This window comes from Polaromonas sp. P4_H1, from assembly GCF_056400945.1.
Map to the genome: position 1 here is coordinate 208,751 of NZ_JBFUKG010000003.1, position 26,494 is coordinate 235,244.

At 61.1% G+C, this 26,494-nt stretch carries 25 protein-coding genes and 2 tRNA genes; 9 read left to right on the top strand and 18 right to left on the bottom strand.

Features of this window, described 5'->3' with window-relative positions; all coding sequences use genetic code 11:
- The first annotated feature begins 164 nt into the window (after positions 1 to 164).
- Positions 165 to 854, top strand: coding sequence for a Bax inhibitor-1/YccA family protein (locus tag AC1DS5_RS06435; protein WP_477717420.1), 690 nt, complete (start codon positions 165 to 167; stop codon positions 852 to 854).
- 44 nt (positions 855 to 898) lie between these two features.
- Here AC1DS5_RS06435 and rlmD read toward each other — a convergent pair whose 3' ends face one another.
- Complete coding sequence (gene rlmD, locus AC1DS5_RS06440; RefSeq protein ID WP_477717421.1) at positions 899 to 2,359, bottom strand: 23S rRNA (uracil(1939)-C(5))-methyltransferase RlmD; 1,461 nt, start codon at positions 2,357 to 2,359, stop codon at positions 899 to 901.
- A gap of 146 nt (positions 2,360 to 2,505) precedes the next feature.
- On the opposite strand from rlmD, the gene AC1DS5_RS06445 reads away from it, so the two are divergent.
- Positions 2,506 to 2,916 carry a VOC family protein gene (locus AC1DS5_RS06445; RefSeq protein ID WP_477717422.1) on the top strand — a complete coding sequence of 137 codons (411 nt, stop codon included), beginning with the start codon at positions 2,506 to 2,508 and terminating at the stop codon, positions 2,914 to 2,916.
- A 199-nt stretch (positions 2,917 to 3,115) separates the two neighbouring features.
- On the opposite strand, the gene AC1DS5_RS06450 is transcribed toward AC1DS5_RS06445, so the two are convergent.
- The 3 genes from AC1DS5_RS06450 to surE all read right to left on the bottom strand — a co-directional run bounded on the left by AC1DS5_RS06450 (position 3,116) and on the right by surE (position 5,820).
- Positions 3,116 to 4,075 carry a peptidoglycan DD-metalloendopeptidase family protein gene (locus AC1DS5_RS06450; RefSeq protein WP_477717423.1) on the bottom strand — a complete coding sequence of 320 codons (960 nt, stop codon included), beginning with the start codon at positions 4,073 to 4,075 and terminating at the stop codon, positions 3,116 to 3,118.
- Between the two features lie 97 nt (positions 4,076 to 4,172).
- A complete protein-coding gene (locus AC1DS5_RS06455; protein WP_477717424.1) occupies positions 4,173 to 5,024 on the bottom strand; it encodes a protein-L-isoaspartate(D-aspartate) O-methyltransferase in 852 nt (283 codons plus the stop codon).
- A gap of 10 nt (positions 5,025 to 5,034) precedes the next feature.
- Complete coding sequence (surE, locus tag AC1DS5_RS06460) at positions 5,035 to 5,820, bottom strand: 5'/3'-nucleotidase SurE (RefSeq protein ID WP_477717425.1); 786 nt, start codon at positions 5,818 to 5,820, stop codon at positions 5,035 to 5,037.
- Between the two features lie 176 nt (positions 5,821 to 5,996).
- On the opposite strand from surE, the gene AC1DS5_RS06465 reads away from it, so the two are divergent.
- On the top strand, positions 5,997 to 6,971 hold the full coding sequence (locus tag AC1DS5_RS06465) for an NADPH:quinone oxidoreductase family protein (protein WP_477717426.1): 975 nt from the start codon (positions 5,997 to 5,999) through the stop codon (positions 6,969 to 6,971).
- A gap of 173 nt (positions 6,972 to 7,144) precedes the next feature.
- Complete coding sequence (locus AC1DS5_RS06470; RefSeq protein WP_477717427.1) at positions 7,145 to 7,585, top strand: response regulator; 441 nt, start codon at positions 7,145 to 7,147, stop codon at positions 7,583 to 7,585.
- A gap of 72 nt (positions 7,586 to 7,657) precedes the next feature.
- On the opposite strand, the gene AC1DS5_RS06475 is transcribed toward AC1DS5_RS06470, so the two are convergent.
- Positions 7,658 to 8,077 (bottom strand): surface-adhesin E family protein, encoded by a 420-nt coding sequence (locus AC1DS5_RS06475; protein ID WP_477717428.1) that lies wholly within the window; start codon positions 8,075 to 8,077, stop codon positions 7,658 to 7,660.
- A gap of 13 nt (positions 8,078 to 8,090) precedes the next feature.
- Here AC1DS5_RS06475 and AC1DS5_RS06480 point away from each other — a divergent pair, with 13 nt between their 5' ends.
- Complete coding sequence (locus AC1DS5_RS06480; RefSeq protein ID WP_477717429.1) at positions 8,091 to 8,282, top strand: hypothetical protein; 192 nt, start codon at positions 8,091 to 8,093, stop codon at positions 8,280 to 8,282.
- A gap of 111 nt (positions 8,283 to 8,393) precedes the next feature.
- On the opposite strand, the gene AC1DS5_RS06485 is transcribed toward AC1DS5_RS06480, so the two are convergent.
- From AC1DS5_RS06485 to AC1DS5_RS06510, 6 genes are all read right to left on the bottom strand, one after another.
- Positions 8,394 to 8,469, bottom strand: a tRNA-His gene (locus AC1DS5_RS06485).
- A gap of 36 nt (positions 8,470 to 8,505) precedes the next feature.
- The gene (locus tag AC1DS5_RS06490; protein WP_477717430.1) at positions 8,506 to 10,437 is read right to left on the bottom strand and encodes a SurA N-terminal domain-containing protein; all 1,932 of its coding nucleotides are present in this window, start codon (positions 10,435 to 10,437) and stop codon (positions 8,506 to 8,508) included.
- An 89-nt stretch (positions 10,438 to 10,526) separates the two neighbouring features.
- Positions 10,527 to 10,602, bottom strand: a tRNA-Val gene (locus AC1DS5_RS06495).
- Positions 10,603 to 10,619: 17 nt separating this feature from the next.
- Positions 10,620 to 10,892, bottom strand: coding sequence for an HU family DNA-binding protein (locus tag AC1DS5_RS06500; RefSeq protein ID WP_007874140.1), 273 nt, complete (start codon positions 10,890 to 10,892; stop codon positions 10,620 to 10,622).
- Positions 10,893 to 11,146: 254 nt separating this feature from the next.
- Positions 11,147 to 12,265 carry a tartrate dehydrogenase gene (locus tag AC1DS5_RS06505; RefSeq protein ID WP_477717431.1) on the bottom strand — a complete coding sequence of 373 codons (1,119 nt, stop codon included), beginning with the start codon at positions 12,263 to 12,265 and terminating at the stop codon, positions 11,147 to 11,149.
- A 16-nt stretch (positions 12,266 to 12,281) separates the two neighbouring features.
- Entirely contained in the window at positions 12,282 to 13,160 is an 879-nt protein-coding gene (locus tag AC1DS5_RS06510) for an alpha/beta fold hydrolase (RefSeq protein WP_477717432.1), read from the bottom strand.
- A gap of 174 nt (positions 13,161 to 13,334) precedes the next feature.
- On the opposite strand from AC1DS5_RS06510, the gene AC1DS5_RS06515 reads away from it, so the two are divergent.
- Positions 13,335 to 14,351 (top strand): LysR family transcriptional regulator, encoded by a 1,017-nt coding sequence (locus AC1DS5_RS06515; protein ID WP_477717433.1) that lies wholly within the window; start codon positions 13,335 to 13,337, stop codon positions 14,349 to 14,351.
- Here AC1DS5_RS06515 and AC1DS5_RS06520 read toward each other — a convergent pair.
- From AC1DS5_RS06520 to AC1DS5_RS06535, 4 genes are all read right to left on the bottom strand, one after another.
- Complete coding sequence (locus AC1DS5_RS06520) at positions 14,293 to 15,174, bottom strand: DMT family transporter (RefSeq protein WP_477717434.1); 882 nt, start codon at positions 15,172 to 15,174, stop codon at positions 14,293 to 14,295. The genes AC1DS5_RS06515 and AC1DS5_RS06520 overlap by 59 nt on opposite strands.
- 45 nt (positions 15,175 to 15,219) lie before the next feature.
- A complete protein-coding gene (gene pgsA / locus AC1DS5_RS06525) occupies positions 15,220 to 15,786 on the bottom strand; it encodes a CDP-diacylglycerol--glycerol-3-phosphate 3-phosphatidyltransferase (RefSeq protein WP_011483980.1) in 567 nt (188 codons plus the stop codon).
- A 120-nt stretch (positions 15,787 to 15,906) separates the two neighbouring features.
- Complete coding sequence (gene uvrC / locus AC1DS5_RS06530; protein ID WP_477717435.1) at positions 15,907 to 17,907, bottom strand: excinuclease ABC subunit UvrC; 2,001 nt, start codon at positions 17,905 to 17,907, stop codon at positions 15,907 to 15,909.
- 103 nt (positions 17,908 to 18,010) lie between these two features.
- On the bottom strand, positions 18,011 to 19,738 hold the full coding sequence (locus AC1DS5_RS06535) for a DUF2235 domain-containing protein (RefSeq protein ID WP_477717436.1): 1,728 nt from the start codon (positions 19,736 to 19,738) through the stop codon (positions 18,011 to 18,013).
- Between the two features lie 220 nt (positions 19,739 to 19,958).
- Here AC1DS5_RS06535 and earP point away from each other — a divergent pair, with 220 nt between their 5' ends.
- The 3 genes from earP to AC1DS5_RS06550 all read left to right on the top strand — a co-directional run bounded on the left by earP (position 19,959) and on the right by AC1DS5_RS06550 (position 22,707).
- A complete protein-coding gene (gene earP / locus AC1DS5_RS06540; protein ID WP_477717437.1) occupies positions 19,959 to 21,086 on the top strand; it encodes an elongation factor P maturation arginine rhamnosyltransferase EarP in 1,128 nt (375 codons plus the stop codon).
- A 104-nt stretch (positions 21,087 to 21,190) separates the two neighbouring features.
- A complete protein-coding gene (gene efp / locus AC1DS5_RS06545; protein ID WP_477717438.1) occupies positions 21,191 to 21,745 on the top strand; it encodes an elongation factor P in 555 nt (184 codons plus the stop codon).
- A gap of 98 nt (positions 21,746 to 21,843) precedes the next feature.
- Positions 21,844 to 22,707, top strand: a complete 864-nt coding sequence (locus AC1DS5_RS06550; protein WP_477717439.1) for an LOG family protein — start codon at positions 21,844 to 21,846, stop codon at positions 22,705 to 22,707.
- Between the two features lie 112 nt (positions 22,708 to 22,819).
- Here AC1DS5_RS06550 and AC1DS5_RS06555 read toward each other — a convergent pair whose 3' ends face one another.
- The 3 genes from AC1DS5_RS06555 to AC1DS5_RS06565 are packed head-to-tail and all read right to left on the bottom strand — an operon-like array spanning position 22,820 to position 26,432.
- Positions 22,820 to 24,028, bottom strand: coding sequence for an MFS transporter (locus AC1DS5_RS06555; protein ID WP_477717440.1), 1,209 nt, complete (start codon positions 24,026 to 24,028; stop codon positions 22,820 to 22,822).
- A gap of 48 nt (positions 24,029 to 24,076) precedes the next feature.
- On the bottom strand, positions 24,077 to 25,414 hold the full coding sequence (gene rmuC / locus AC1DS5_RS06560) for a DNA recombination protein RmuC (RefSeq protein WP_477717441.1): 1,338 nt from the start codon (positions 25,412 to 25,414) through the stop codon (positions 24,077 to 24,079).
- Positions 25,415 to 25,445: 31 nt separating this feature from the next.
- Complete coding sequence (locus tag AC1DS5_RS06565) at positions 25,446 to 26,432, bottom strand: 2-hydroxyacid dehydrogenase (protein ID WP_477717442.1); 987 nt, start codon at positions 26,430 to 26,432, stop codon at positions 25,446 to 25,448.
- Positions 26,433 to 26,494: the final 62 nt, after the last annotated feature.

Consider the following 26,494-nt stretch of genomic DNA (forward strand, 5'->3'; position numbering starts at 1 on the left):
AGCATACGCAAATTTGAGAGCCTTCCGCGCTGCGATTGCCCCAAAATTAGCTTGTAGAACCCTTACAAAAAGTAGGAGGTGGGCTGTGCACGGCCATTGAAAAACACGGGGTGACCCCTAAAATGACTCTGTCTGCATTTGCAGGCTCTCTGGAGACGCTTTTCATGAATGACAATGTTCAGACCCTCGACTATGGCTCGGCCTCGTCCGCCCTGCAGCGCAACAAGGTGCTGCGCAACACCTATTGGCTGTTGGCCCTGAGCCTGCTGCCAACCGTGCTGGGCGCCTGGCTGGGCGTGGCAACCGGCATTACCCTTTCGCTCACGGGTGGCCTCGGTCTGATCGTGTTCCTGGGCGGTGCGTTCGGCTTCATGTTCGCGATCGAAAAGACCAAGAACTCGGCCGCAGGCGTGCCAGTGCTGTTGGGCTTTACCTTCTTCATGGGCCTGATGCTGTCGCGCATGATCGGCATGATCCTGGGCTTCAAAAACGGCTCCGAACTGATCATGACCGCCATGGGTGGCACCGCCGGCGTGTTCTTTGTCATGGCGTCGCTGGCCAGCGTGATCAAGCGCGACATCTCCGGCTTGGGCAAATGGCTTTTTGTCGGTGCCGTCGTCGTGATGATCGGCAGCATCATCAACATTTTTGTGGGCTCCACGGCCGGCATGATGGCCATCTCGGTGGCCGTGATCGCAATTTTCAGCGCCTACATGCTGTACGACCTCAAGCAGATCCTGGACGGCGGCGAAACCAACTACATCAGCGCCACGCTGGCGCTGTACCTCGACCTGTTCAATGTGTTCCAGGCGCTGCTGGCCCTGCTTGGCATCTTTGGCGGCGAGCGCGACTGACGATGCGCCCCCGCCTCTGAAAAAAGGGCCTTCAGGCCCTTTTTTCATGCCCGTTCGAATACGGCGATGCTCTCCACGTGCGCTGTGTGGGGAAACATGTTCACCACACCGGCCAGCGTGCAGCGGTAAGCGCCGCTCTCCACCAATACGCCCGCATCGCGCGCCAGGGTCGCCGGGTTGCAGCTCACGTAAACAATGCGCTGGGGCGGCGTCCAGTCACCCAGCACCAGGCTTTGTTGCTGTTCCCCGTCGTCGCAGGGCACGCCTGTCACCATTTGCTGATGCAGCGCCGCCAACGACTTGAACAGCTCGAATGCGCCCTCTCGCGGCGGGTCAACCAGCCATTTGTCGGCCGCACCATCCTGCACCAGCATCGCAGGCGTCATTTCAAAAAGATTTCTGGCTACAAATTCAGTCGCAGACAACGCCCTTCTTACCGAAGACTCGGCCCGGTTCTTCTTGAAGTTCTGGCGGGAGCGCGCCACCAGAGCCTCACTGCCCTCGATACCCAGCACTTCGCGCGCGCGTGTCGCGAGGGGCAGCGTGAAATTTCCCAGACCGCAAAACCAGTCGATCACGCGCTCATGCGGCTGCACGGCCAACAGGCGCAGTGCCCGCGACACCAGCACCTGGTTGATGTGCGGATTCACCTGCGTGAAATCGGTCGGCTTGAATGGCATGGTGATGCCGAACTCGGGAAGGTCGTAGCTCAATTCCGGTGCGCCCTCGTCGAGCAGCTCCACGCTCTCCAGGCCACCCGGCTGCAGCCACCACTGCAGGCCCGGGTGCTGCGCCGCGAAAGCGCGCAACCGTGCCAGGTCGCCGCTGCTGAGCGGCTCCATGTGGCGCAGCACCATGGCCGTGACGGTATCGCCGCAGGCGAGCTCGATTTGCGGCAGGGTCTCTTTGGCATCCATGCCGGCAATCAGTTCACGCAGCGGCACCAGCATGTCGCTGACGTGCCGGGGCACCACATGGCATTGCGTCATGTCGGCCACATAACTGCTCTTGCGCTCGTGAAAACCAACCAGCACCGCATTTTTTTTACGCACATAGCGCACCGACAGGCGCGCGCGGTAGCGGTATTCCCAGGCGGGCCCCTCTATGGGCCTGAGCAGGTTGTCTGCCTTCACCTTGCCGATGTGCCAGAGGTTGTCTTCCAGCACGCGCTGCTTGACGGCGACTTGCGCGCCCACATGGAGGTGCTGCATCTTGCAGCCGCCACAGGCACCGGTATGCAGGCCGAAGTGCGGGCAAGCGGGGCGCACACGCTGAGAGGACTCGCGGTGAATTGCCATCACCACCGCTTTCTCAAAGCTGCTTTTCTTGCGGTACACGTTGGCGGTCACGCGCTCAGAAGGCAGCGCACCCTCGATGAACACAACCTTGCCATCAGCCCGATGGGCAATGCCCTGCGCCTCCATGTCTAGGGACTCCACGGTGAGGATGTCAGGCAGGTATTCAGGCGCTTTCACAGTGTGGTCATTCAATTTTTCATCGGTCATACCTGAATTGTCTCAGGTCCGACTCCGGAGCAATGTCCGCAGGGTTCAGCGTCGTGGTTGGAACGGGCGCCGCACATTGAGCCGCACCGCAATACCGTTCGCAGTACCATTTCCAGACTCCCCACAACAGACAGGAAGGTTGCGGCATGGAACTGCGTATCTGCATCGATGTTGATGACATGGACCGGGCCATCGCGTTTTACACGAGTGGCCTGGGCCTGCACGTTGGCCGCCGTTTCAAGAGCGATTTCGTGGAAATCCTGGGCGCAGGCAGCCCGATAGACCTGCTGCTCAATGCCGCGGGCACCCGGCCAGTGGCCGGTAGCACCGGCACGCGGCACTACGGCCGCCACTGGACGCCCGTGCACCTGGACTTTGTGGTCCAGGACATTGAAGCGGCTGTGAGAAGGCTGCAGGCCCATGGTGCAGTACTGGAAATGCCAGTGGCCGAGCGCGCCTGGGGCCGAATTGCCGGGTTGGCAGACCCTTTTGGCCACGGCGTGGATCTGCTCGAATTCAAGGGCAGGGGTTACGACGAAATTGTCCCAACTTCCTGATCCCCGGCGTTGAACGGGTCAAACAATCAGCTATCAATAAAATAGCGAACTATGCCCATGAAACATGGGCTGCAATCGAATTTTTGATTCAACCAGAACGACTACGGTCTGCCTTCCGTATGTCCGCTCCTGCCAGGAAAAAAAAAAGCCCCGCGGTGCGGGGCTTTTCGACGAGGCAAGCGTGACCTGCAAGCGAGAACTACTTGGCGGGCAGGTACTTCGCCGGATCCACAGGTTTGCCCTGGCGGCGGATTTCAAAATGCAGCTTCACACGATCAGCGTCTGTATTGCCCATCTCGGCAATCTTCTGGCCCTTTTTGACCGTCTGGTCTTCCTTGACCAGCAGCGTCTGGTTGTGCGCATAAGCCGTGAGGAAGGTGTTGTTGTGCTTGAGGATGACCAGGTTGCCGTAACCCCGCAGGCCCGCACCGGCGTACACCACGCGGCCATCGGCAGAGGCAAGCACCGCATCACCAGCCTTGCCTGCGATATCAACGCCCTTGTTTTTGGCCTCGTCAAACCCCATGAGTAAGGTGCCCTGGGCTGGCCAGATCCACCCCACGTCTTCGTCCCCCACAGCCGCAGGTGTGCCGCTGGACGCAGCGGCCGGGGCGGCAGCCGGTGCAGCGCTCGCACTGGCGGGCGCCGATGCAGGCCGGGCGCCGCTGACAGCCTGTGCCGGTGCGACGGCTGTTGCGCTGGTGGCCGAGCCGGGCGACACCGGCCGCGTGACCACAAGCGGGTTCTCGCTGGCGGGCGGTACGACACGAAGCACTTGCCCAACTTCAATCACGTTGGGATTTTCAAGGTTGTTCCAGCGCACGATGTCGCGCCAGTTCTGGCCGCTTTCCAGGCCAATGCGGATCATGGTGTCACCGGGTTTAACGGTGTAATAACCCGGTTTTCCGGCATTTTCAAAGCCCGGTGGCTGTTTGAGATTGGCGGAATCGGTTGCAGAGGGAAGCTGGCGCGACAGCCCCGTACCGCGATCTTCAACCGGCGCGTGGGTGGGGGAGCGCGAGGCGCAGCCCGCTGCCAGCAGCAGGGTGGCCGCCAATGCGCACGGCAGCGTCAAATTGGCCAGCCGGGTGCGGATGCCCTGGCCAGCGCCTGAGATGACGACAGACTTTGCGCTGTTCGACCTGGAGGTTTGCTTCATTGGTTCTTTCGTCTTCTTGACTTCAATAGTGACTTCAATATGGACTTGATCTTCATGGGATATTTCATGAGATCTTCATGGGCTGTTCAAGCCATCTTCAGCTCGTACCCGATTTTAAAGGTACAAAATGGACTGCTTCCAGCAATGTCTGCTTGACGCCCTGGGGAGTTTTGTCCACTACCACCAGCGCCTGCACACCGGCGGCAGTTTGCAGGGGCGCGACAAGACGCCCGCCAACGGCCAGTTGCTCCACCCAGGCGGGCGGAATGGCCTCACCACCGGCCGCCGCAATAATTGCCGCGTAGGGTGCTCCCTTGGGGTACCCGATCATGCCATCACCAAACAACAGGTGGAGATTGGGCAGCCGCAAAGTCCGCAGGTTTTCCCGGGCCTTGTCATGCAATCCACGCAAGCGCTCGATGCTATAGACCTCGGTTGCGAGGTGGCTGAGTACGGCGGCCTGGTAGCCGCAGCCGGTACCGATCTCCAGCACGCGTCCCAGCTTGCCCGCAGCGCCCTGACAAAGCAACTCCAGCATGCGCGCCACCACATTGGGCTTGGAGATGGTCTGGCCCAGGCCGATCGGCAGACTGGTGTCCTCGTAGGCCTGGTTGACCAGTGCGGTGTCGACGAAGCGATGGCGTTCCACCAGGCCCATGGCCGCCAGCACCCGGGCGTCTGATACCCCCTGTGCGGCGAGCTTGTGCACCATGCGCGTGCGCACCGCGTGGGAATCCAGTCCGACACCGCCAGGGGGGGGGGCCGCTGGCATCGATTTCCTGACGCCATTTTTAGCGGCATCGACCGGAAGACGAGCAGGAGCAGCAGCCAATTTGGTAGCAGACGGTACGCCCTCCCCGGGTTTTAACCGCACTGGAAATGCTGGACGGCTCGCCACGGCAGGCGCTTTGACAGTGGGATTGAACGGAGGTTTGAAGCTGGATTTCATGCGTCTGCAGTCAATTCGCCTGTGCCAGCCGGGCCACCGCCTGCTCCCAATAAGGCAAACGCTCGTAATCGGTCAAGTCCACGTGAAGCGGTGTGATCGAAACAAATTTCTGGCTGGTTGCGTAGAAGTCGGTCCCCTCGCCCGCCTCCTTGGCGGGCCCGGCTCCGCCGATCCAGTACATGGTCTCGCCACGCGGGCTGGTCTGCGTGATGACGCGCTCGGCCGCGTGGCGGCGCCCCAGCCGCGCCACCTTGACGCCCTGGATCTGATCGTCCGGCAAGTTGGGAATGTTCACATTGAGCAGCCACGGCGCCAGCGCCGGCTGCGCACCTTCAGCCACCACCTCCAGGGAAGGCATCAATTGTTCCACCAAGTCGCGCGCACGCCGGGCCGCGACCTCGATGTGGGCCCAGCCCTTTTCCGTCTGCGAAAACGCGATGGAAGGAATGCCAAAGAGATAACCTTCCATCGCGGCGCCCACCGTGCCGGAATAAATCGTGTCGTCGCCCATGTTGGCGCCATTATTGATGCCCGAGACCACGAGATCCGGCCGGTAGCCCAGCAGGCCCGTCAGGGCAATATGCACGCAATCGGCAGGCGTGCCGTTGATATAACGAAAACCGTTGGCGGCCGTTTGCACATACATCGGCGAGTGCAGGGTCAGCGCATTCGATTTGGCACTGTTGTTTTGCTCGGGCGCCACGACCTCGACATCAGCGACGGTCCTGAGCGCCTCGTACAGGGCGATGATGCCGGAGGCCTGGTAACCGTCGTCGTTGCAAATGAGGATTTTCATACAGTGATTTTACGGGTCACGGCTGCGACAGCCCGGACCTGTTTTGCCAGCCCGGGAATCACGGCTTTGCCTATGATGTCGTGAGAGCAATCAGTTCCGGTTTTTCGTCCCGTTTTCCTCCCCGTTTTTCCTCCCCGTTTGCCCTTCCCCCTTGGCCCCATCTCCGGAGACATCCCATGCAAGCCTGGCTTTGTGAAAACCCCACTGGCGTAGACGCCCTGACCTGGAAAGAGCTACCGACGCCGCAACCCGGGGAGGGTGAAGTGCTGATTGAAATCAGGGCCGCCAGCCTCAACTTCCCCGACCTGCTGATCGTGCAAAACAAGTACCAGATCAAGCCGCCCCTGCCCTTCGTGCCCGGCTCCGAGTATGCCGGCGTCGTGCAGGCCGTGGGCGAAGGCGTGAAGCACCTGCAGGCAGGCCAGAACGTAGCCTGCCTGTCGGGAACCGGTGGTTTCGGCACACACACCATTGCGCCGGCAGCCCTGTGCATGCCCTTGCCCGCCGGGTTTTCGCACGTGGACGCAGCCGCCTTCATCATGATCTACGCCACGTCCTGGCATGCGCTGATGGACCGCGGGCAACTGAAGGCGGGTGAAACGGTGCTGGTGCTCGGCGCTGCGGGAGGCGTCGGCACCGCCGCCATCCAGATCGCCAAGGCAGCCGGCGCCCGCGTGATTGCCGCCGCCTCGACGGATGAGAAATGCGCGTTTTGCAGCTCCCTCGGCGCGGATGCCACCATCAACTACACCAGCAAAAATCTGCGCGATGAAATCAAGACACTGACCGGCGGCAAAGGCCCGGACGTGATTTATGACCCGGTGGGAGGCGACTTTGCCGAGCCGGCATTCCGCTCGATCGCCTGGCGCGGCCGTTACCTGGTGGTTGGTTTTGCATCAGGCCCCATTCCCTCGCTGCCGCTGAACCTCACGCTGCTCAAAGGTGCCTCGATCGTTGGCGTGTTCTGGGGTGACTTTGCCAGACGTGAGCCCAAGGCCAACGCCGCCATGATGGCCGAACTGGCCCGCTGGTACGCCGAGGGCAAGATCAAACCAGCAATCGACCGCACCATGCCCATGGCTGAACTCAAGGCGGCTTATGCCCGCATGGGCTCCCGGGAGGTCAAAGGCAAACTGGTAATGGTTAACTGACAAAAATTAACAAAATATCAACAAAACCAATAGAACTGACAGATTTTTAAAGTTTCGCGAAAAATTCCGTCGATGCGGGCATTTTTCGCAGTTTTGACTTGCACGATCAATACCATCAGTTACCGCAACACATTTAAAAGGTATATTGAAGACTCATTACTGAGGAGCAGCCAATGAGCACACCAACGATGCTGGTGGTAGAGGACAATACCGACCACCTCGAATTGACCTTGACCACGCTGCAACAAAACGGGGTGCCCCATGACATCGTGGTTGCCCGGGATGGACGCGAGGCCCTCGACTATTTATTTTGCGAGGGTGTGTATAAAGACCGAAATGCCAACAACCAGCCCGAACTGGTCCTGTTGGATCTGGGGTTGCCCAAGCTGAGCGGCCTGGAGGTGATGCGGCGCATGCGGGAGGATCCCCGGACGTTTTTTGTTCCGGTCGTGATGCTGACCCTGGTGAGTGAGCAATCCGAAGCGGTGCGCGCATTTAAAGGCGGCCTCAACAGCTTCGTGAGCAAGCCGCTTAACTACCACGATTTTGAAGAAAGGCTCCAGCAGGTCCGGGAGTATTGGCGCACCTCCAACTTCGCCCCGCTTATGAGCTGACAAGCCGCGAAGCCTGCCAAGGCCAGGCACACTACGTGTTCTGCGATTTTTTTGACTTTTGACTTTTGACTTTTATTTGCTTGTCACGTTTTTAACGCTGCAGGCTGCCTTGATGATGCGGGCATTCAGGTCCTCGCCAATGTCCCTGAAAGCCACGAGACGCATGTCTTCCTTACCGTAGCTCAAAACCTTGAAAGCCTGCCCCTGAAAGTCGGGTTCGGTATAAAAAGCCGCATTCAAATAACGGGCCATTTGCCGGTCGCAGTCGATCAGAACCTCAGCCTCTGCAGAACGAAACTGAATGCCATCTTCGGTGGTCCAAGTGGTAGCCCGGCTGATCCGGACCGGAATCATGCGTATGTCACCCTTGATGTCAATCTGGGCCGGGTTGACCTGGATATAGTGGCTGCCGGGAGAGCCAGGCTCTCCCACGATGGTCAGCCAGGACTCGACCGCAGGCGCGGCTGCCCCGAATAATGCGACAGCAACCAAGAGCAGACATCTCGTGGACGGCATACTGGATAGCGCGATCAGCGCTGCATTGAAAGGGAGCGTGGAGCTGGTTTTCTTTCTGGGCCTCAAGTCTCATCATGAACACGATGACAAACGCCTGACCTGGCAGAAATACATGAATCTTGTTTCTCCCTGGCTTTTCATCAGGAGCTGGTGCAAACCATTTCCCCCTGACCTGCCGTGACAGATTGTTATCCCAGGACGCGGAATCATGCAAGCCTACCCCCTGCTTCAAACCAGCGATAGGGGCAAAAAAAATCCCACATGCTTTCGCATGCGGGATTTTTTTAAATACTGGGGTGGCTGATGGGGCTCGAACCCACGACAACAGGAATCACAATCCTGGACTCTACCAACTGAGCTACAGCCACCAGAACTTCACATTATAACGGCAAAGCAGCCGACGTTTATTGCGTCACGACCGCATCTGTATTGCCAGATGCGGGCTTTGCGACCAGGATTTCCGCCTTGAAGCGTTCCTTCAGCCCGTTGTAATAAGCCAGACTCTCGGCAGACGTCCACCATTGGGCGTACTGGTTGCGCTCCTGTTTGGCGGCAGCCTCAATTGGCGCATCGCGGGGCACCACTTTAGCCACCTTCACGATGGCGTAGCCCTGAGTCCCCAGATCAACACCGGTAAATACCGGCAAGGCGCTCGCATCGGCGCGCAGTGCCGCATCAATCACCTGAACCGGCTGGTTCTGGGTTTGCTCACGTGACACCAGTACCGGTGCCCCCAGCACGGCGGAAGCCGGAGCGCTCTTCCAGGCGGCCAGTTTGGCGAGACCTTCCTTGCGCGCCTCTTCCGCGCTGCGCTGGGCCAGCCAGCGCTGGCGCACGATGTCTTTCACCTCGGCAAAAGGCTGGGTGCGTGCCGGGGTGTACTGAAGGATGCGGCCCGAGACCAACTGGCTGGGCGCTACTTCGATGGCTTCGGTATTGCGTTTTTTCTCGACTGCGTCGGGCGCGAACAGTGCGTTGAGGAATTTCGGATTGGCGAGCAGACCCGTTGTACCGGCTGGCGGCTGGCGCGTCACGTTGCGGGCCGTTTTGATGTCCAGCTTGAGACGCTCGGCGACCGGCTTGAGGCTGTCTGCCTGCTCATACACGCCGTTGGTGAAGGCTTCCGCAGTTTCAGAAAACTTCTTCTGGGCCTGCTGCTTCTTCAGATCGGCTTCCAGTTCAGGCTTCATCTCCTCAAAACTGCGCTGCTTGGGCGTCTTGATGTCGGTGAGCCTGATGATGTGAAAGCCAAACTCGGACTCCACCACAGCACTGATCTCCCCTTTTTTCATCGAGAAGGCCGCATCCTCAAAAGGCTTGACCATGGCACCCCGGGCAAAAAAATCAAGGTCTCCGCCATTGGGAGCGGAACCCGGGTCCTGCGAATTCTTGCGCGCCAGGTCCGCAAAGGTATCGGGAGATTTTTTGACGGCTGCCAGCAGCTCCTCCGCTTTGGCCTTGGCTTTCTGCCGGTCCGCAGCCGGTGCCGTCTTGGGCGAGGTAATCAGGATATGGCTGGCTCGTCGCTCTTCGGCACCGCTCAGCCGTTGAAGGTTTTGCTCGTAATAAGTTTTCAGGTCCGCTTCATTGATGCTGATACTTTTTTTGACCGTATCCAGATCCAGCACCAGGTACTCGATAGTTGCCTGTTCCGGCGCCTGAAAGAGCTTTTCATTCGCCTTGTAAAACTGATCAAGATCGGCATCCGTCGGGCTGAGCTTCGTTGCGAAATCGGCCGCATTGAAACGGGCGAGTTGAATTTCGCGTTTTTCGAAATAGGCATTGAGCGCAAGGTCAGCCGCGGAACTGGAAGAAAAGCCGCTGACACCAATACCCACCAGCACCTGGCGATTCGCCAGATCGGCACGCACATTGGCCTCGAACATTTCGGGGCTCATGCCCTGGCTGCCCAGCACCTGGCGATAGCGCTCCATGTCGAGCGTGCCATCAGGCCGGCGCAATGACGCAATCTCGGGACTTTGCTGAAGCTCGCGCGCCAGCCGCTGGTCACTGATGGAGAGCTTGAACTTGTCGGCTGCAGCGGCGATCACGCGATCACGCACCAAGCGCTCCAGCGTCGCATAGCGGGCCTGCGGTGAGTCCAGCAGCTTGGCGTCCAGCGAAGGCATGGACGCCCTCAACCGTTCGACTTCCCGCTGATGGGCCCGGTCCCATTCTGACTGGATGATGTCTTTTCCATCCACCCTGGCAACCGTCACGCCTTGTTCCCTCGATCGGTTGTAGCCATCCAGGCCAAACAAAATAAAGGACGGAACAATCAGCAAAAACAGCAAGGCCATGGTGACTTTGGTGTGCTTGCGAATGAAATCAAACATCTCGAATTTCCTGTACGACTGACTGCTTTACCGATAAAACCAGGGGCCCACAACAAAAAAGGCGAACCTCGTTCGCCTTTTTCATTGGGTGGTGGGTGCTGACGGGCTCGAACCGCCGACCTACGCCGTGTAAGGGCGCTGCTCTACCAACTGAGCTAAGCACCCCACCTTAAACCTCTGCATCAGTTCAAAGCGTCTTTGAGCGCCTTGCCCGGACGAAACTTTGGAACCTTGGCAGCCTTGATTTTAATCGCATCGCCGGTGCGCGGGTTGCGGCCAGTGCGGGCAGCGCGTTTACCCACGGCAAAAGTACCAAAACCCACCAGAGACACGGAGCCTCCTTTTTTCAGGGTGGTTTTCACAGCACCAATGGTTGACTCCAGCGCGCGCGTAGCGGCAGCTTTGGAAATGTCAGCATGTTTGGCAATGTGCTCGATCAGTTCAGTCTTGTTCACAAGGAGCCCCTCGTTGATAAAAAGTTAATCTGTTTGTCTCTAAAAAATATCTCCCGGGACACCACGATGGGGGTGTCAGCGGGAGCGGCATGTGCAGGTTTTCTGCTGATTGCCATTAGAGCCATGGACTTCTAACGTGTCAATACAGCATCGGGTTTTTACAACGTGCGGAGGCGGATTCTAGTCGGTTTTTTCCCGCTTTAATCAGTTAATCATAAGTACAACGCGTAATTTTCGTGCTTGACAAAACGCCGTTACACCTCTGCCAGCGCAGCCACCACAGCCTTGCCGACATCCGCCGTGCCGGCCTTGCCACCCAGGTCGGGTGTGCGCGGCGCACCGCTGTCGGGGCGCAGCACTTTCTCAATCGCGGCAAGAATGGCGTCATGCGCCTCCTTGTGTCCCAGGAACTCCATCATCATGGCACCGCACCATATCTGGCCAATGGGATTGGCAAGGTTTCGCCCCGCGATATCCGGCGCCGAGCCATGCACCGGCTCGAACAGCGAGGGGAACTTGCGCTCCGGATTCAGGTTGGCGCTCGGTGCAATGCCGATCGTGCCGGTGCAGGCCGGCCCCAGGTCGCTCAGGATGTCGCCGAACAGATTGCTGGCCACCACCACATCGAAAAAATCCGGGCGCTGCACAAAATGCGCGGTCAGGATGTCAATGTGAAACTTGTCGAGTTGAATCGCCGGATAGCTCTTGGCCATTTCTGCCACCCGTTCATCCCAGTAAGGCATGGAGATTGAAATGCCATTGGACTTGGTCGCGCTGGTCAGGTGCTTTTTGGGCCGGGACTGGGCCAGCTCAAACGCAAACTTCAGCACGCGGTCAACGCCGACCCGCGTGAAGACAGACTCCTGCAATACAAACTCCCGATCGGTGCCGGGAAACGCCCTGCCGCCGATGCTGGAGTATTCGCCCTCGGTATTTTCACGAACGATGTAAAAATCAATCTCACCGGGTTGCCGTGGGCTGCCATCACGCCGGACCACTGGCGCGATGATGCCGGGCATCAGTCGCGCCGGCCGCAGGTTGATGTACTGGTCAAACTCGCGTCTGAACAAAAGCAGCGACCCCCACAGCGATACATGGTCGGCAATTTTCTCGGGCCAACCCACCGCGCCAAAGTAAATCGCGTCGTGCCCGCCAATCTGGTCTTTCCAGTTGTCCGGCATCATCTGGCCGTGCTTTTCGTAATAGTCCCAGCTGGAAAAATCGAAGTGGTCAAAGTGCAGGTCGATGCCGAATTTGCGCGCCGCCGCATCCAGCACGCGAACGCCCTCGGGCATTGTTTCCTTGCCGATGCCGTCACCGGCGATGACTGCGATTCTCTTCTTGCTGGCCTGGTTTGTCGTGGTGATGCTCATGATGTGGTCCTCTGGTTTAAGTTTCGAAAAAATTCAGGGCTTGTTCCAGCAACAATACTGGCGCCTCTTCCGCAATATAGTGCCCGCACGGCAGGCTCATCCCCGAGACGTCGCGGGCACGTTCCCGCCAGAGGCCGAGCACATCGAAGCACTGGCCCACGGCGCCATGCGCGCCCCACAGCACGCGCAGCGGCTGCGCCAGCCGGTGTCCTGCCGTTCGGTCAGCGCGGTCATGGTCCAGGTCAATCGTGGCCGAGGCCCGATAGTCTTCGCAAATGCTCACGGCGGTTCCGGGGATTTGCGCACAGCGTTCGTACTCGGCCAGCGCAGCCGGTGCAAACGCCCCGAGGCCGGCATGGCGCTTGCCCATCACGCTTCTCAGATAACGCACCGGATCGGACTCGATCAGGGCTTCAGGCAACGGCGGCGGCTGGATCAGGAAGAACCAGTGCCAGTAAGCGCGTGCAAAAGCATCGGACGTGTTCTCATACATGCCCAGCGTTGGTGCAATGTCCAGCAGCATCAGCCGTTGCACCATGGCGGGATGGTCCACCGCAAGGCGATGCGCCACGCGCGCGCCGCGGTCATGGGCCAGTACCTGAAAGCGGTCAAACCCATGGTGGCGCATCACCGCCACGGCATCCAGCGCCATCGCCCGCTTGGAATAAGCGTGATGTTCCGGGTCGGCGCCGACCCGGGCTGAATCGCCGTAGCCGCGCAAATCCATCAGGACCACGGTAAACACCTTGGCCAGCTCATCGGCCACCGCGTGCCACATCACATGCGTTTGAGGGTGACCATGCAGCAACAGCAGCGGCGCACCATGGCCTCCCCGCAAGGTACGCAGAGCACCGGCGGGTCCATTGATCTCGGAGGAGGAAAAGCTCTCAAACATCAGTCAGCCTTGATTCCCTTTTGGGCGATCGGTTTTTTCCAGCGCCGGCGCGCTGACTGGCAATGAATTGCATGCAGATATCTTGGGTTTGTGTGATTCTCGATCGATTTTGCAGAACCAGGGCCTCCGATTCAAGCAATAATCAGGCAATTGATTATTTCTTTAAAGGAATGAATGGATCGCAGCGATCTGGAGCTGGTACTGGCCGTCCGAGAGCACGGCAGTCTGACGGCGGCCGCCCTCAGCCTCGATGTGGCGCCGCCCGTGGTGACCAAGCGGCTTGCCGCGCTGGAGGCCCGCCTGGGCCAACGACTGTTCCAACGCACCACCCGGCGCGTCAGCGCAACGGCCGAGGGCGAGACCATGTGCGAACGTGCCCTCGCACTGCTGCAGGGCTTTACCGCGCTGGAAGCCGAGCTCCAGGAGCGCCAGTCGGAGCCCACGGGTTTGATCCGGCTGGCAGCGACGTTTGGCTTCGGGCGTTTATGGCTGGGCCCGGCGCTGGCCGACTTTCAGGAGCGCTATCCGCGCATCGAGATCCAGTTGCAACTGACCGAGCAATTGCCCGACCTGGCGGAGGGCGGATTTGACGGCGCCATCTGGCTGTGGGAAGTTGAAGGCCGGCAGGCGGCGCAATGGGTCTCACGCCGGCTGGCGCGCAATCAGCGCGTGCTGGTGGCATCGCCCCGCTACATCCGGCAACACGGCGCACCGGCCAGCCTGGAAGACTTGCAGCGCCACACCTGCCTGATCGTGCGCGAAAACGGCAATGCCACCGGCCAGCGCTTTGATGTCTGGCCGCTGCACAAGGAGCGCGAAAAAACACCGGCGCGGGTGCGGGTACGCGGGCCGCTGTCGAGCAACTCGGGTGAACTGGTACGTGACTGGTGTGTCGAGGGCCGCGGCATCATGCTGCGCAGCCTCTGGGATATTGCACCCCAACTGGCGTCCGGCGAGCTGGTGCGCGTGCTGCCGGGCTACGCCATGCCCGATGCCGATATTCACTGGCTGGCCCCCTTCCGGCCCGATTCACCGCGGCGTATCCGCCTGCTGGTTGACTTTTTGCTCGCCCAGTTTCAGGGTGCACCGTGGAAAAACAGTACGGTGACGGATACCCGCAGGCGTTCCTTCGCTACGACGCCGCCGGAGGCTTCGCGGACCTCACCACGAAGCTCACGCCCAGCGCGGTGAGCGCCGTACCCACCACGGTGGTCATGGTGATGGCCTCATCAAACAGCAGCCAGGCCATCAGGGCCGTCGTGGGCGGCACCAGGTAAAGCAGGCTGGTCACCGACGTGGCCGCGCCGCGCTGGATCAGCAAATACAGCAGTGAACTGCCGCCCAGCGTGAGCACCAGCACCGACCAGGCCATCGCCCCCACAAACTGGTGGTTCCAGACAATCGCCCCGGTTTCAAAAAAGACCAGCGGCAAGGTCACGAGCAGGGCCGCGCCCATCTGGACCGCACCGGCAGAGCGCACGTCGGTAGTTTTGACAAAGCGCTTCTGATACAGCGTGCCGGTGGTGATGCAAAACAGCGCAAACAGCGTGGCGGCCAGCGTCAGTCTCGTCACTTCATGGCCGCCCCCCAATTTGTGTGACACCACCAGCAGCAAGCCACCCAGGCCCAGCGCCAGCCCCATCCATTGCCGGGACGTGACTTTGGAGGCCGGCTGCGCGGCGTCGCCAGAGGCCACCCACGACACCCACAGCGCTGTCAGCACCGGCTGCAAGCCGACGATCAGCGCCGTCAGGCCCGAACCCATGCCAGCCTTCACCGCGACCCAGACACCGCCCAGGTAGCCTGCCTGCATCAGCATGCCGGTGACGGCCAGGTGCAGCCATTGCAGGCCTTCCCGCGGCCACGACGCGCGCGCCAGCCAGATCCAGATCAGGAAGCAGGCAATGGAGAGGAAATAACGGATCGCCAGGAAGGTCAGCGGCGGTGCATACGGCAAGCCGTATTTGGCGACGATGAAGCCGGTGCTCCAGATCAGCACGAACACGGTGGGCATGGCCCGGATCAGGACACCGTCAGCGGGAGAAGACCTCACGGCGGGTTATTTGGCCCGCGCCCGGATTTCCGGTATGGCTTTTTGCAGGTAGTAAATCATGGACCAAACCGTCAGGATGGCCGAGATCCAGATCAGCCAGGTGCCCCAGACGTGGGTGTTGATCATCCCCAGCAGCATGCCGTCAAACAGCAGGAAGGGAATGGCAATCATCTGCACGGTGGTCTTGACCTTGCCCAGCATGTGCACGGCAACACTCTTGGTGGCACCTATCAGCGCCATCCATTCGCGCAGCGCCGAAATGGCAATCTCCCGCCCAATGATGATGAGCGCCACAAACACATCCGCACGCTGCAGATGCACCAGCACCAGCAGCGACGCACACACCAGAAACTTGTCGGCCACCGGGTCAAGGAATGCCCCAAAGGAAGAAGTCTGGTTCAGCCGGCGCGCCAAAAAGCCGTCCAGCCAGTCAGTGGCGGCGAACACAATGAACATCACGGTGGCGATCAGGTTGCGCTCAGCGGGGGCGATGTTCAGGTAGAAAACCCCCACGATCAGTGGAATCGCAACAATGCGGGTCCAGGTCATCAGCGTCGGGATGGTCAGAAACATGGCCCTGATTTTGGCACGAGCCGCGAACCCCTGCCAAAGTAGTGCTCCAGGCTCACCAAATCGGTGCACTTCGTTGCGCAAAAACATCTGCACAGGTCTGCACAGCCCCAGGCGACGCCATCAATGCAGGGCGCGGTAGATTTCCTCAGCCAGGTCTTTCGAAATGCCGTCCACCGTGGCAATGTCTTCGGCGCTGGCCGACGCAATGCCGCGAATACCCCCAAAGCGCTGCAGCAGGCTGGCGCGCCGCTTGGGACCAATGCCCGCAATGTCTTCAAGCTTGCTGCCGCCCACGCGGACCTTGGCCCGCCTCGCGCGCATGCCGGTGATGGCAAAGCGGTGGGCCTCGTCCCTGATCTGCGCAATCAGCATCAGCGCGGCGGAATCACGGCCCAGGTAGACCTTCTCGCGCCCGTCGGCAAAGACCAGCTCCTCCAGCCCGACCTTGCGACCCTCGCCTTTTTCAACGCCGGCGATCAGCCCCAGGTCCAGGCCCAACTCCGCAAACACCTCGCGCGCCATAGACACCTGCCCCTTGCCGCCATCGACCAGCACCAGGTCGGGCAGCTTGGCGTTGCCATTGCGCGCGGCTTCGGCCAGCTTGGTGTAGCGGCGCGTCAGCACCTGCCGCATGGCCGCGTAGTCGTCACCGGGGGTGATGCCTTCGATGTTGTAGCGGCGGTACTCGCTGTTCTGCATCTTGTGCCCCTGAAACACCACGCACGAAGCCTGCGTCGACTCTCCCGCGGTATGCGAGATGTCAAAGCACTCGATGCGCAGGGCATCCAGGTTGTCCAGCGACAGGTCCAGCGCTTCGGCCAGGGCGCGTGTGCGCGCCTGTTGCGAGCCCTGCTCGGCCAGCAGGCGCGCGAGCTGGAGGGCGGCATTTTTCTGGGCCATGTCGAGCCAGATGCGGCGCTGTTCGCGCGGCTGGTGAATGGCCGTGATCTTGCTGCCGGTTTGCGCGATGAGCGCGGCGATCAGGTCTTTGTCCACCGGCTCGCTGCACACCAGGGTGGGCGGCACGGGCACGTCAATGTAGTGCTGTGCAATGAAAGCCTCCAGCACCAGCGCTTCAAGCGTCTTGACGGGCCGCGTCGGCGCGCTGGCAACGGCTTCGCTGGCCACATCGCTTTCAGGCCCCTCGCTGCCGGCGCCTGCTTCATCGACCTGCGCATCCAGCGCGGCCACATCGGTGGCGTTCTCCACATGCGTCGGAAAGTAGGGCCGGTCGCCCAGATGACGGCCGCCACGCACCATGGCCAGGTTGACACAGGCTTTGCCGCCCTGCACTTTCACCGCCAGGATGTCCACATCCTTGTCGCCGCCGATCTCCATGGATTGCTGGTGCAGCACCTTGGACAGCGCCGACATCTGGTTGCGCAGCTCGGCAGCCTGCTCAAACTCCAGCCGGTCGGCATGTGCCAGCATTTTCTTTTCCAGCTCGGTCAGGATTTCCTGCGTCTGGCCCTGCAAAAACCGCTCGGCATTGGCCGTGTCCAGCGCGTACTGTTCGGGCGACACATGGCCCACACACGGCGCCGAGCAGCGCTTGATCTGGTACAGCAGGCAGGGGCGCGTCCGGTTGTTGAATACCGTGTCTTCGCAGGTGCGCAGCCTGAACACTTTTTGCAGCAGCAACATCGTGTCCTTCACCGCCCACGCGCTGGGGTAAGGGCCGAAGTAATGGTGCTTCTTCTCCACCGCGCCGCGGTAGTAGGCAATGCGCGGAAAAGCCGTTGCCGCCGGGGCACTGCCCTCCTCCTTCTTCTGCGTCGCGGTCAGCTTGAGGTAGGGGTAACTTTTGTCGTCCCGAAACAGGATGTTGTATTTCGGGTTGAGCGTCTTGATCAGGTTGTTTTCCAGCAAAAGCGCCTCGGCCTCCGATCGCACCACCGTGGTTTCCATGCGAACGATCTTGGTCACCATGTGGCCGATGCGCGTGGCGCCATGGTTTTTCTGGAAATAGCTGGACACCCGCTTCTTCAGGTTGCGCGCCTTGCCAACATAGAGCACGCCGCCGTCAGCGTCGAAGTAACGGTACACGCCGGGCATCGCAGGCAATGCCGCCACTTCGGCGAGCAGCTCGGGGGTATGGTCGGCGGTCGTGTTTTGGGGCATACCTGTATTTTGCCGTGCGCGGCAATCCCGCACTGCGGACGAGACAAGCACTGCCAGATGCGCGGCCCGTTATGCCGCCGGCTTGCCGCTGCCCCGTGGCTTTTCAGCTCTCGGCGGGACGTCCGGCACGCCACTGGCTGGCAGCGCCCCAGGCCAGCAACGCGGCGCAGCCTGCCAGTCCGGCCCACTTGGCCAGCGTGGCGGCCGTCATTGCCAGCCCCGCCAACACTTCTGCCTGGGGAAGAAATGAAGCCGGAAACCAACAAACAATCATCACGGTGAACAGGTTTTCTGCCAGATCGGCCGCAACCATGAGCAAGCCGCTCAGGCCCAGGAGATTGAGCGCCGCCGACGGCCGCTGAAAAGCCCGGCGCAGCCCGGCCACGCGGGCAAACGCCCAGGTCATCCCGCGCGAAACAAGGTAGGCGTAGGCGGCGATCACGCCCAGATCGGCCAACAGTGCCCCCGCCACGGACCCAAAGGCAGGCAGGCTTGCCGTGGGGTAGGTCCACGACAGCCACCAGCCGACCTGCCAGCGCGCGAGCGCCAGGTTGGCGGCTGCGGCCTCCGGCAGCGCGGTGACAAGAACCTTCAGGCATTGCCACAGGGACATCGTGCCCGGGGAGATGCCCCCGCTCAACAGCCCGCCGGCCGCTGACCAGAAAGCCAGCAGCAACAACGCCGCGACGGCCAACCCGAACAGCGGGCGCGATTTGACCCACACCGTGTCGGCGGGAAAGGACAGCTTCAATTGCGCGACGCAGGGGTGCTCTACCGGGTAGGCCGGCAAGGTGATTCCGCTCGGGTCTTCCACCCCATGCGGATTGCGCTGTTGCAGGCCGGTCAACGCCCAGAGGGGTGTCTCGCGGGTCTCGCTGTGCACCTGCGGCACGGCCATGAAAGGCGGCAAACCGGTCGTCGTTCTCTGGGCGTCCAGCACAGCCTGGGCATCCACCTGGCCCAATGCGGTCAACAGGCTGGCCGGCAAGCGCAGCCCGCACGCCACAGACTCTTCCAGCATCCATTGCAGCGACTCATTGGACAGCCGCGCGGCCGAGGTGACGTAGCCGCCGCCCACGTCACAGTGCGCGCCTGAAAACCACAGCTGCCGGATGCTTTGCCCGTGCGCCGCATAGTCGAAAGCCGGGTCGATGTAATAGGGACGGGGCTCGAAGGAGCGCCGGTACTCGTCCAGCGCCAGCGCCTGGCGCACATGATGGAAGCGCTTGCCCACGATGGTGGGCGACGCGGTGATGGTCCGGCTGAGGAAGGGCGCACCGACGGATGCCACGGTATCCCACACGCCGACAAACCAGATCGGGGCAAACCGGCTGTCACCGGCGCAAAACAGCTCACTGATCTGGTCCCTGATCCGCCGGTACTCGTCTTTGCCTTTTTCCCGGTCGGAAAAATAGACATGCAGGAGCGTGGGTACCAGGCCGTCCATTTCGGGCCGAAGCAGACCGAATTGCGTGACCAGGCCGCCAATGCAGCGCGCGGTGAAGGCGCCGCGTGAAAATCCGTACAAAAAAATCTGGTCACCGGCCCGGTAGTGGCGCATGAGAAACAGGTAGGCCTCGGCGATGTTTTCGTAGATGCCCTTGCCAAACGCCAGCCCGTACAGACGTTCGTAGCGACGACTGATGCTGTCCGACACCGTCGCGCCCGGCAACTCGCCCGGGTTGCCCACGCCGGGGTCGTAATAGAGGAGCTGGCCGCCGGCTTCAGGTGCCAGCAGGTCGCACAGCTTGGTCACGTTGGTGTCGTGGCTGCCACCCGTGAGGTTGTTGTTGGTGCCGTCGCAGCAAACGATCAATTGCCTGGGTGTCATGGGCTTTCCTCCTCTTGCCACACTGGACTTCGCATCCCCATCGCATTGCACTACAGCACGCAAGCATAGCCACAGACCCGGTGTTTACAGCGTCCACGCCTGCGCTTCAAGCCGTTCGGGCAATATTCACCGGCAGACCGGACGCAGCCAGCCCGTGGCGCCATTGGGCAGTTGCGCAGTTGGGCAGTGGGGGCCCTCCGCCTGGCATCACAATACCTGCATGGCTGACGTGCGGTTTTGGGATATTTTTTGCAAGGTCATCGACAACTTCGGGGACATCGGCGTGTGCTGGCGCCTGGCCTGCGACCTGGCCTTGCGCGGCGACCAGGTGCGGCTATGGGTCGATGATGCGTCGGCATTGGGCTGGATGGCCCCCGACGGTTGCGAGGGCGTTCGCGTGCTGCCCTGGCGCGAGCCGCTGGACCTGGCCACGGCCGCGCTTGACCACCAGCCATCCGACGTGATGATCGAAGCCTTCGGCTGCGAAATTGCGCCTGAATTCATAACTGCTTGCGCCCGGCGTGCAGGGGCTGGCGGCAAAAAACCTGTCTGGATCAACCTCGAATACCTGTCCGCCGAGCCCTATGTGGAACGCTGCCACGCCATGCCTTCACCCGTGCAGGGCGGACCGGCCGCCGGCTGGATCAAATGGTTTTTTTACCCCGGCTTCACTCCTTCGACCGGAGGCCTGCTGCGCGAGCCCGGCCTGGCTGAACGCCAGGCCGGGTTTGACCGCGCTGCCTGGCTGGCAGCCCAGTCCATCCCATGGCGCGGCGAAAAGCTGGTTTCGCTGTTTTGTTACGAGCCGTCCGCGCTCCCAGGCCTGCTGGCGCATTTTGCGGCGCACGGCCTTGAGGGCCAGCCGGTGCGCCTGCTGGTAGCGGCCGGACGGGCGGGGAATGCCGTGAAAGCCGCTTTGAGTCATGAAAATTGGCCCCAACCCGTGGCAAACGGTCACAAATTGCTATCCATTTCACACCTGAAGCTGCTGCCACAAGCGCAGTTCGACCACCTGCTGTGGGCCTGCGACCTAAATTTTGTACGCGGTGAAGACTCCGTGGTGCGCGCCCTCTGGGCCGGCAAACCTTTCATTTGGCAAATCTACCCACAGCACGATGACGCACACCAGGCCAAGCTGCACGCCTTTCTCGACATGCTGGATGCCCCTCCTTCATTGCGGGCCTTTCATGCGCACTGGAATGCGGACGAAATCGAACTGGCCGGCGGTGCCTGCCCGGCGCCGGACTTGCCGGCGTGGCAAATAACCACACTGGCAGCCCGGTCCCGCCTGCTGGCGCAGGATGATCTGGGTTGCCGCCTGCTCGAATTTGTGGCAAAAAACCGTTAAAATCAAAGGCTTTGCGGATCAGCCTGTTGGGCGAGCCGCACAACCCGCCGCAGAACCGCACACAGGTGCAAGCGTTCGGCGGCCTACCCTCAAGTAGAACTGCTATGAAAATCGCTCAAGAAATACGCGCTGGCAATGTCATCATGCACGGCAAAGACCCGATGGTGGTGCTCAAGACCGAATACAGCCGCGGTGGGCGCAACTCCGCCACCGTGCGCATGAAGCTCAAAAGCCTGATCGCCAACTTCAACACCGAAGTCGTGTTCAAGGCCGATGACAAGATGGACCAGGTCATCCTCGACAAGAAGGATTGCACCTACTCCTACTTCGCCGACCCCATGTACATCTGCATGGACTCCGAGTACAACCAGTACGAAGTCGAAGCCGAAAACATGGGCGACTCGCTGAACTACCTGCAAGACGGCATGGAACTCGAAGTGGTGTTCTATGACGGCAAGGCCATTTCCGTCGAGGTGCCTACCAGCGTCCAGCGCGAAATCACCTGGACCGAGCCCGCCGTCAAAGGCGATACCTCGGGCAAGGTCCTGAAACCCGCCAAGATCGCTACCGGCTTTGAAATCGGTGTGCCGATTTTTGTGGCGCAAGGCGATGTCGTGGAAATCGACACCCGCACCGGCGAGTACCGCAAGCGCGTGTAAAAAGAGGGCTTGCCCTCGGCTCAAAAAGGCTCCTCACGGAGCCTTTTTTACTTCAGGCTGACCCTGCACGCCGCCGCCCCAATCGTTGACAATGGCTTATGGACCAAACACAAGACTTATCCGGCAGCCGGCTGGCTGATGCCTGGGCGGAGCTGCAGGCGCATTCCAACCAGGGTTATGCCCTACACGCAGATGCCAACCGGCTGGCATTTGCCGACCCGGAATTTTTACTCCGGCGCGAAACCCGCGGTATCCGTTTTCAGCTGGAGTTGCTCAAACCCGACCTGGAGCAGCACGAGCAAGGCATTGAAAACACCATCGTGGTGTTCGGCAGTGCGCGATTCCCCGCACCCGAACAGGCCAGTGTGAGCGTGAAACTGGCCGAGGAAAGCGGCGACGAGGCGGCGCTCACGCTGGCCCGCCGCCATGCGCGCAATGCGCACTACTATGACCAGGCACGCCTGTTCGCGCGCCTGGTTGCGACCTACAGCAACCATCGCCCGCCATCCGAGCAACTCTTCATCTGTACCGGTGGCGGCCCCGGCATCATGGAGGCGGCCAACCGCGGTGCCCAGGAAATGGGAGCGCTGACGGTGGGACTCAATATTGTGTTGCCCCACGAGCAATCGTCCAACCCCTACATCTCACCTTCAGCGAACTTCAAGTTCCACTACTTCGCCCTGCGCAAAATGCATTTCATGATGCGCGCCAAGGCGCTGGTGGCTTTTCCAGGGGGGTTCGGAACGCTCGATGAACTGTTCGAGGTCATCACGCTGGTGCAAACCGGCAAGGCCAAGCCGGTACCCATCGTGCTCTTCGGTTCCGAGTACTGGAAGCGGCTCTTCAACTTTGACGTACTGATCGAAGAAGGCGCGATTTCACCGGAAGACCTCAAGCTGTTCCAGTATGTCGACGAGCCGCAGGCCGCCTGGGACGCGATCAAGGGCTTTTACCAGCTATAACGACGGCCGGTGCTTTCGCGTTCGCCCGGCGGCGCTTGTTCCCCGCGGCGATGCGCGGCGCAGAAACACCGCCCCGCTCTTTCACTTCGTGTAAGACGGTGCGTCACGCGGGTCACCGCCGAGGCGGACTCTGCCCGGAGTGCCCGTCATGGGATGGCAGGCTGTGCTGCAGCAGCCAGGCCGTGCGCGACCCGGCTCCCACCAGCGCACCGGTGGCCCAGAAGACACCCGCAATGCCTACCAGGGCGCCGGCGAAACCAAACAGCATGGGCATCAGCACACTGGAGGCATTGATCGCCATCAGCCGCAGCCCCAGCGCCTCGCCGTGGCGCGCTTCCGGTGTGATCTGGTGCAGCATGCTCATGATCATGGGCTGTACCGTGCCGAGGGCAAAGCCCAGCAGCACCGAGCAGATACCCATGCCAAGCGCCGACTGCATCAAGGGGTAAATCGCAAACAGGACTGCCGTCGCCAGCATGGCGCCCGCCAGCACGCGCCACTCCCGCAGGTGGGCGGCCAACAGGGGCATCAGCATGCGGATGACAGCCGCGGCGACGGCAAAGGCCCCCAGGATGGAGCCGATGACCGAGGCGCTGATGCCTCGTTCAAAACCTAGCACCGGCACGACAAAGGTGTGCACATCCCAGCAGGACGACAAAAACCAGTTCACCAGCATGAGTCGGCGAAACGTGGATTCGCGCAGCAGGTCCCAGGCTTTGGGTTGCGTGCCACCGGTCGCCGCGATCACCGGCGGCAGTTCACGCGTCCGCCGGACCAGAAACCAGCTGGTGATGGGCAACACCGCCATCAGGAAAAAAGCCGCCCGATAGCCTTCCAGGCTGCCGGGCGCGGCTCCCGCATGGTCGATCAGCAGCCCGGCCGTGAAAGGCCCGACAAAATTGGAAACGGCGGGGCCAATCGACAGCCAGCTGAAAACCTGCCTCAGTTGCAAAGGCCCGGATGCCGCGCGCCCGACATGGCGTTGCAGTGAAATAACCGCGGCCCCCGTAGCACCGCCTGTCAGCAATGCGGCCAAGCACAGCACCGGGAACACCGGAAAGGCCACGGCGGCGCTGGCACCTGCCACGGCGGCCATCACACTGAAGCCCATGGGGCGCTTGAGGCCGTGCCGATCGGCAAAGCGGCCTGCAGGCAGGGCCAGAAACACCTGGGTCACGGCAAAAAGCGCGAGCAACACACCAACCGCCGCAGGACTATAGCCTTCACGCAGCGCCAGCAGCGGTGCCGCCATGCGTGTGCCGGCCATGCAGGCATGCAGGCAGATCTGCGCCAGGATCAGGCGGGCCAATTCACGGGTCATGCAGGACCGGTCATAGGGGACGGGTCATGCAACGCAAGGCAACGCAACTCAACTCTCATCCAAATCCTTGTCCATCGGAATCAGCCGGGCCGACTCGGCGTCCGGCAAGGCCTCGACATTGCGCAGGGCCTTGCCCATCACACGGCTGCGCTGCTCGGCGCTGCTCAAGGTGTTGAGGACGGTTTCGGTTTGCGATTTCACCTTGGCCAGCACATCACCGAACTTGCTGAATTCGGTCTTCACCGCACCGAGCACCTGCCACACTTCGCTGGAGCGCTTTTCAAGGGCCAGCGTCCTGAAGCCCATCTGCAGGGAGGTCAGCATGGCCAGCAGCGTCGTGGGGCCGGCCAGGGTGATGCGGTGGTCGCGCTGCAGGCTCTCCATCAGGCCGGGGCGGCGCAGCACTTCCGCGTAGAGGCCCTCCGTGGGCAGGAACAGGATGGCGAAGTCGGTGGTGTATGGCGGCTCAATGTATTTTTCAGATATCGACCTGGCTTCAAGCCGGATCCGGACTTCCAGCGCCTTGCCGGCCACTTCCGCGCCCAGCACATCGGCGCGCTGCTGCGCATCGAGCAGGCGCTCGTAGTCCTCGTTGGGAAATTTCGCATCAATCGGCAACCACAGGGGATCGCCGGCGTCGGACCGGCCCGGCAGCTTGATGGCAAAGTCGACCGGGTTCTTGCCGCCACGCCGGGTAATCACCTGGGCCGCGTACTGGTCGACCGTGAATACCTGCTCCAGCAGGGCCGACAGCTGGGCCTCGCCAAAAATACCGCGCGTCTTGACATTGGTCAGCAAATGCTTGAGGTCGCCCACGCCCTGCGCCAGCGTCTGCATCTCGCCCAATCCTTTGTGCACCTGCTCAAGCCGATCTGCCACCTGCTTGAAGCTCTCGCCCAGTCGCGTCTCCAGCGTGGTCTGCAGCTTTTCATCCACCGTCTTGCGCATCTCGTCGAGCTTGGCCGAGTTGGTCTGCTGCAGTTGCGCGAGCTGTTTTTCCAGCGTTTCGCGCACCTCGACCATGCGCCGGGCATTGGACTCGCTGACGGATTGCAGCTGCGTCGTCAGGGTATCCGACAAGGTTTTTTGCAGCAGCGCAAGTTGCTGCGCAAACGCATCGATCTGCGTGTTTTGCGTGCGTATGGCTTCGGCGCTCTGCTGCACCAGCGTCTGCTGAAAAGTGGCAAAGGTGCTCGCAAGTTCCTGGCGGCCGTTGCGCGCACTGTCGGTGATTTCGCGCCGCAGTTCACGCTCCACGCGGTCGTGGCCCGCCGCCATGCCGGCCAGCAATTCGGTACGGCCACTGTCGGCGGGCTTGCGCACCAGCAGCCAGACCAGCAACAGCAGGTTGGCCAGCAGCAGAATGATCATCAACCAGTAGTCCATCGGGTCTGCAGTTCGCTATTTATGTTGCTATTTATTGGACAGTCAACACCGCAGGATTCAGCGGAGTCAGGGGCTTTTTTCCATCGAAGAAAGCGATCAGGTTGTCTGCCGCCAGGTTGGCCATCGCCAGTCGTGTGGGCACGGTGGCGCTGGCGATGTGGGGCGTCAGCACCACATTGGGCACGGTCAGCAGATCAGGATGCACCTTGGGTTCGCCTTCGAACACATCCAGACCGGCAGCGGCGATGCGCCTGTCGCGCAGGGCGGCGGCCAGGGCGGCGTCATCCACAATGCCGCCGCGCGCAATGTTGATCAGCGTGGCCGTCGGTTTCATCAGGGCCAGCTCGGCCGCGCCTATGGTGTGATGGGAGGCCGGCGAGTATGGCAGCACCAGCACCAGGTGGTCGGCGGTCTTGAGCAGCTCCTCCTTGCTCACATAGCTGGCCTTGCATTCAGCTTCCAGTGCGGCCTCCAGGCGCGAACGGTTGTGGTAAATCACCTTCATGCCAAACCCGAGCGCGCCACGTTTGGCGATGCCCTGCCCGATGCGGCCCATGCCCAGAATGCCCAGTGTGGCGCCGTGAATGTCGGAGCCGGCAAACATGTCGTAGCTCCACTTGGTCCACTTGCCGGCCCGCAGGTAGTGTTCGCTCTCGGTGATGCGACGGGCGGTGGCCATCAGCAATGCAAAGCCGAAGTCCGCCGTGGTTTCCGTCAGGACATCGGGCGCGTTGGTGGCCAGCACCTTGGCCGCTGTCATGGCATCGACATCAAAGTTGTTATAGCCCACCGCCATGTTGGCGCAGATTTTGAGCCGGGGGCAAGCGGCAAGGACCTCTGCGTCAATGCGGTCACCGCCGGTGGTGAAGGCGCCGTCCTTGTCACGCAGACGTTCAGTGAGTTCAGCCTTGGACCAGGTTTGATCGTCCTGGTTGGCCTGCACCTCGAAATGCTGCTCCAGGCGGGCGATCACCTCGGGAAAGACGGCTCGTGCGACCAGAATTTTGGGTTTGCTCATGAGAATATCTCGACTTTCTTTGCTTGAACGGTTGAATGGTTGGCTTGAATGGTCAATCTGAA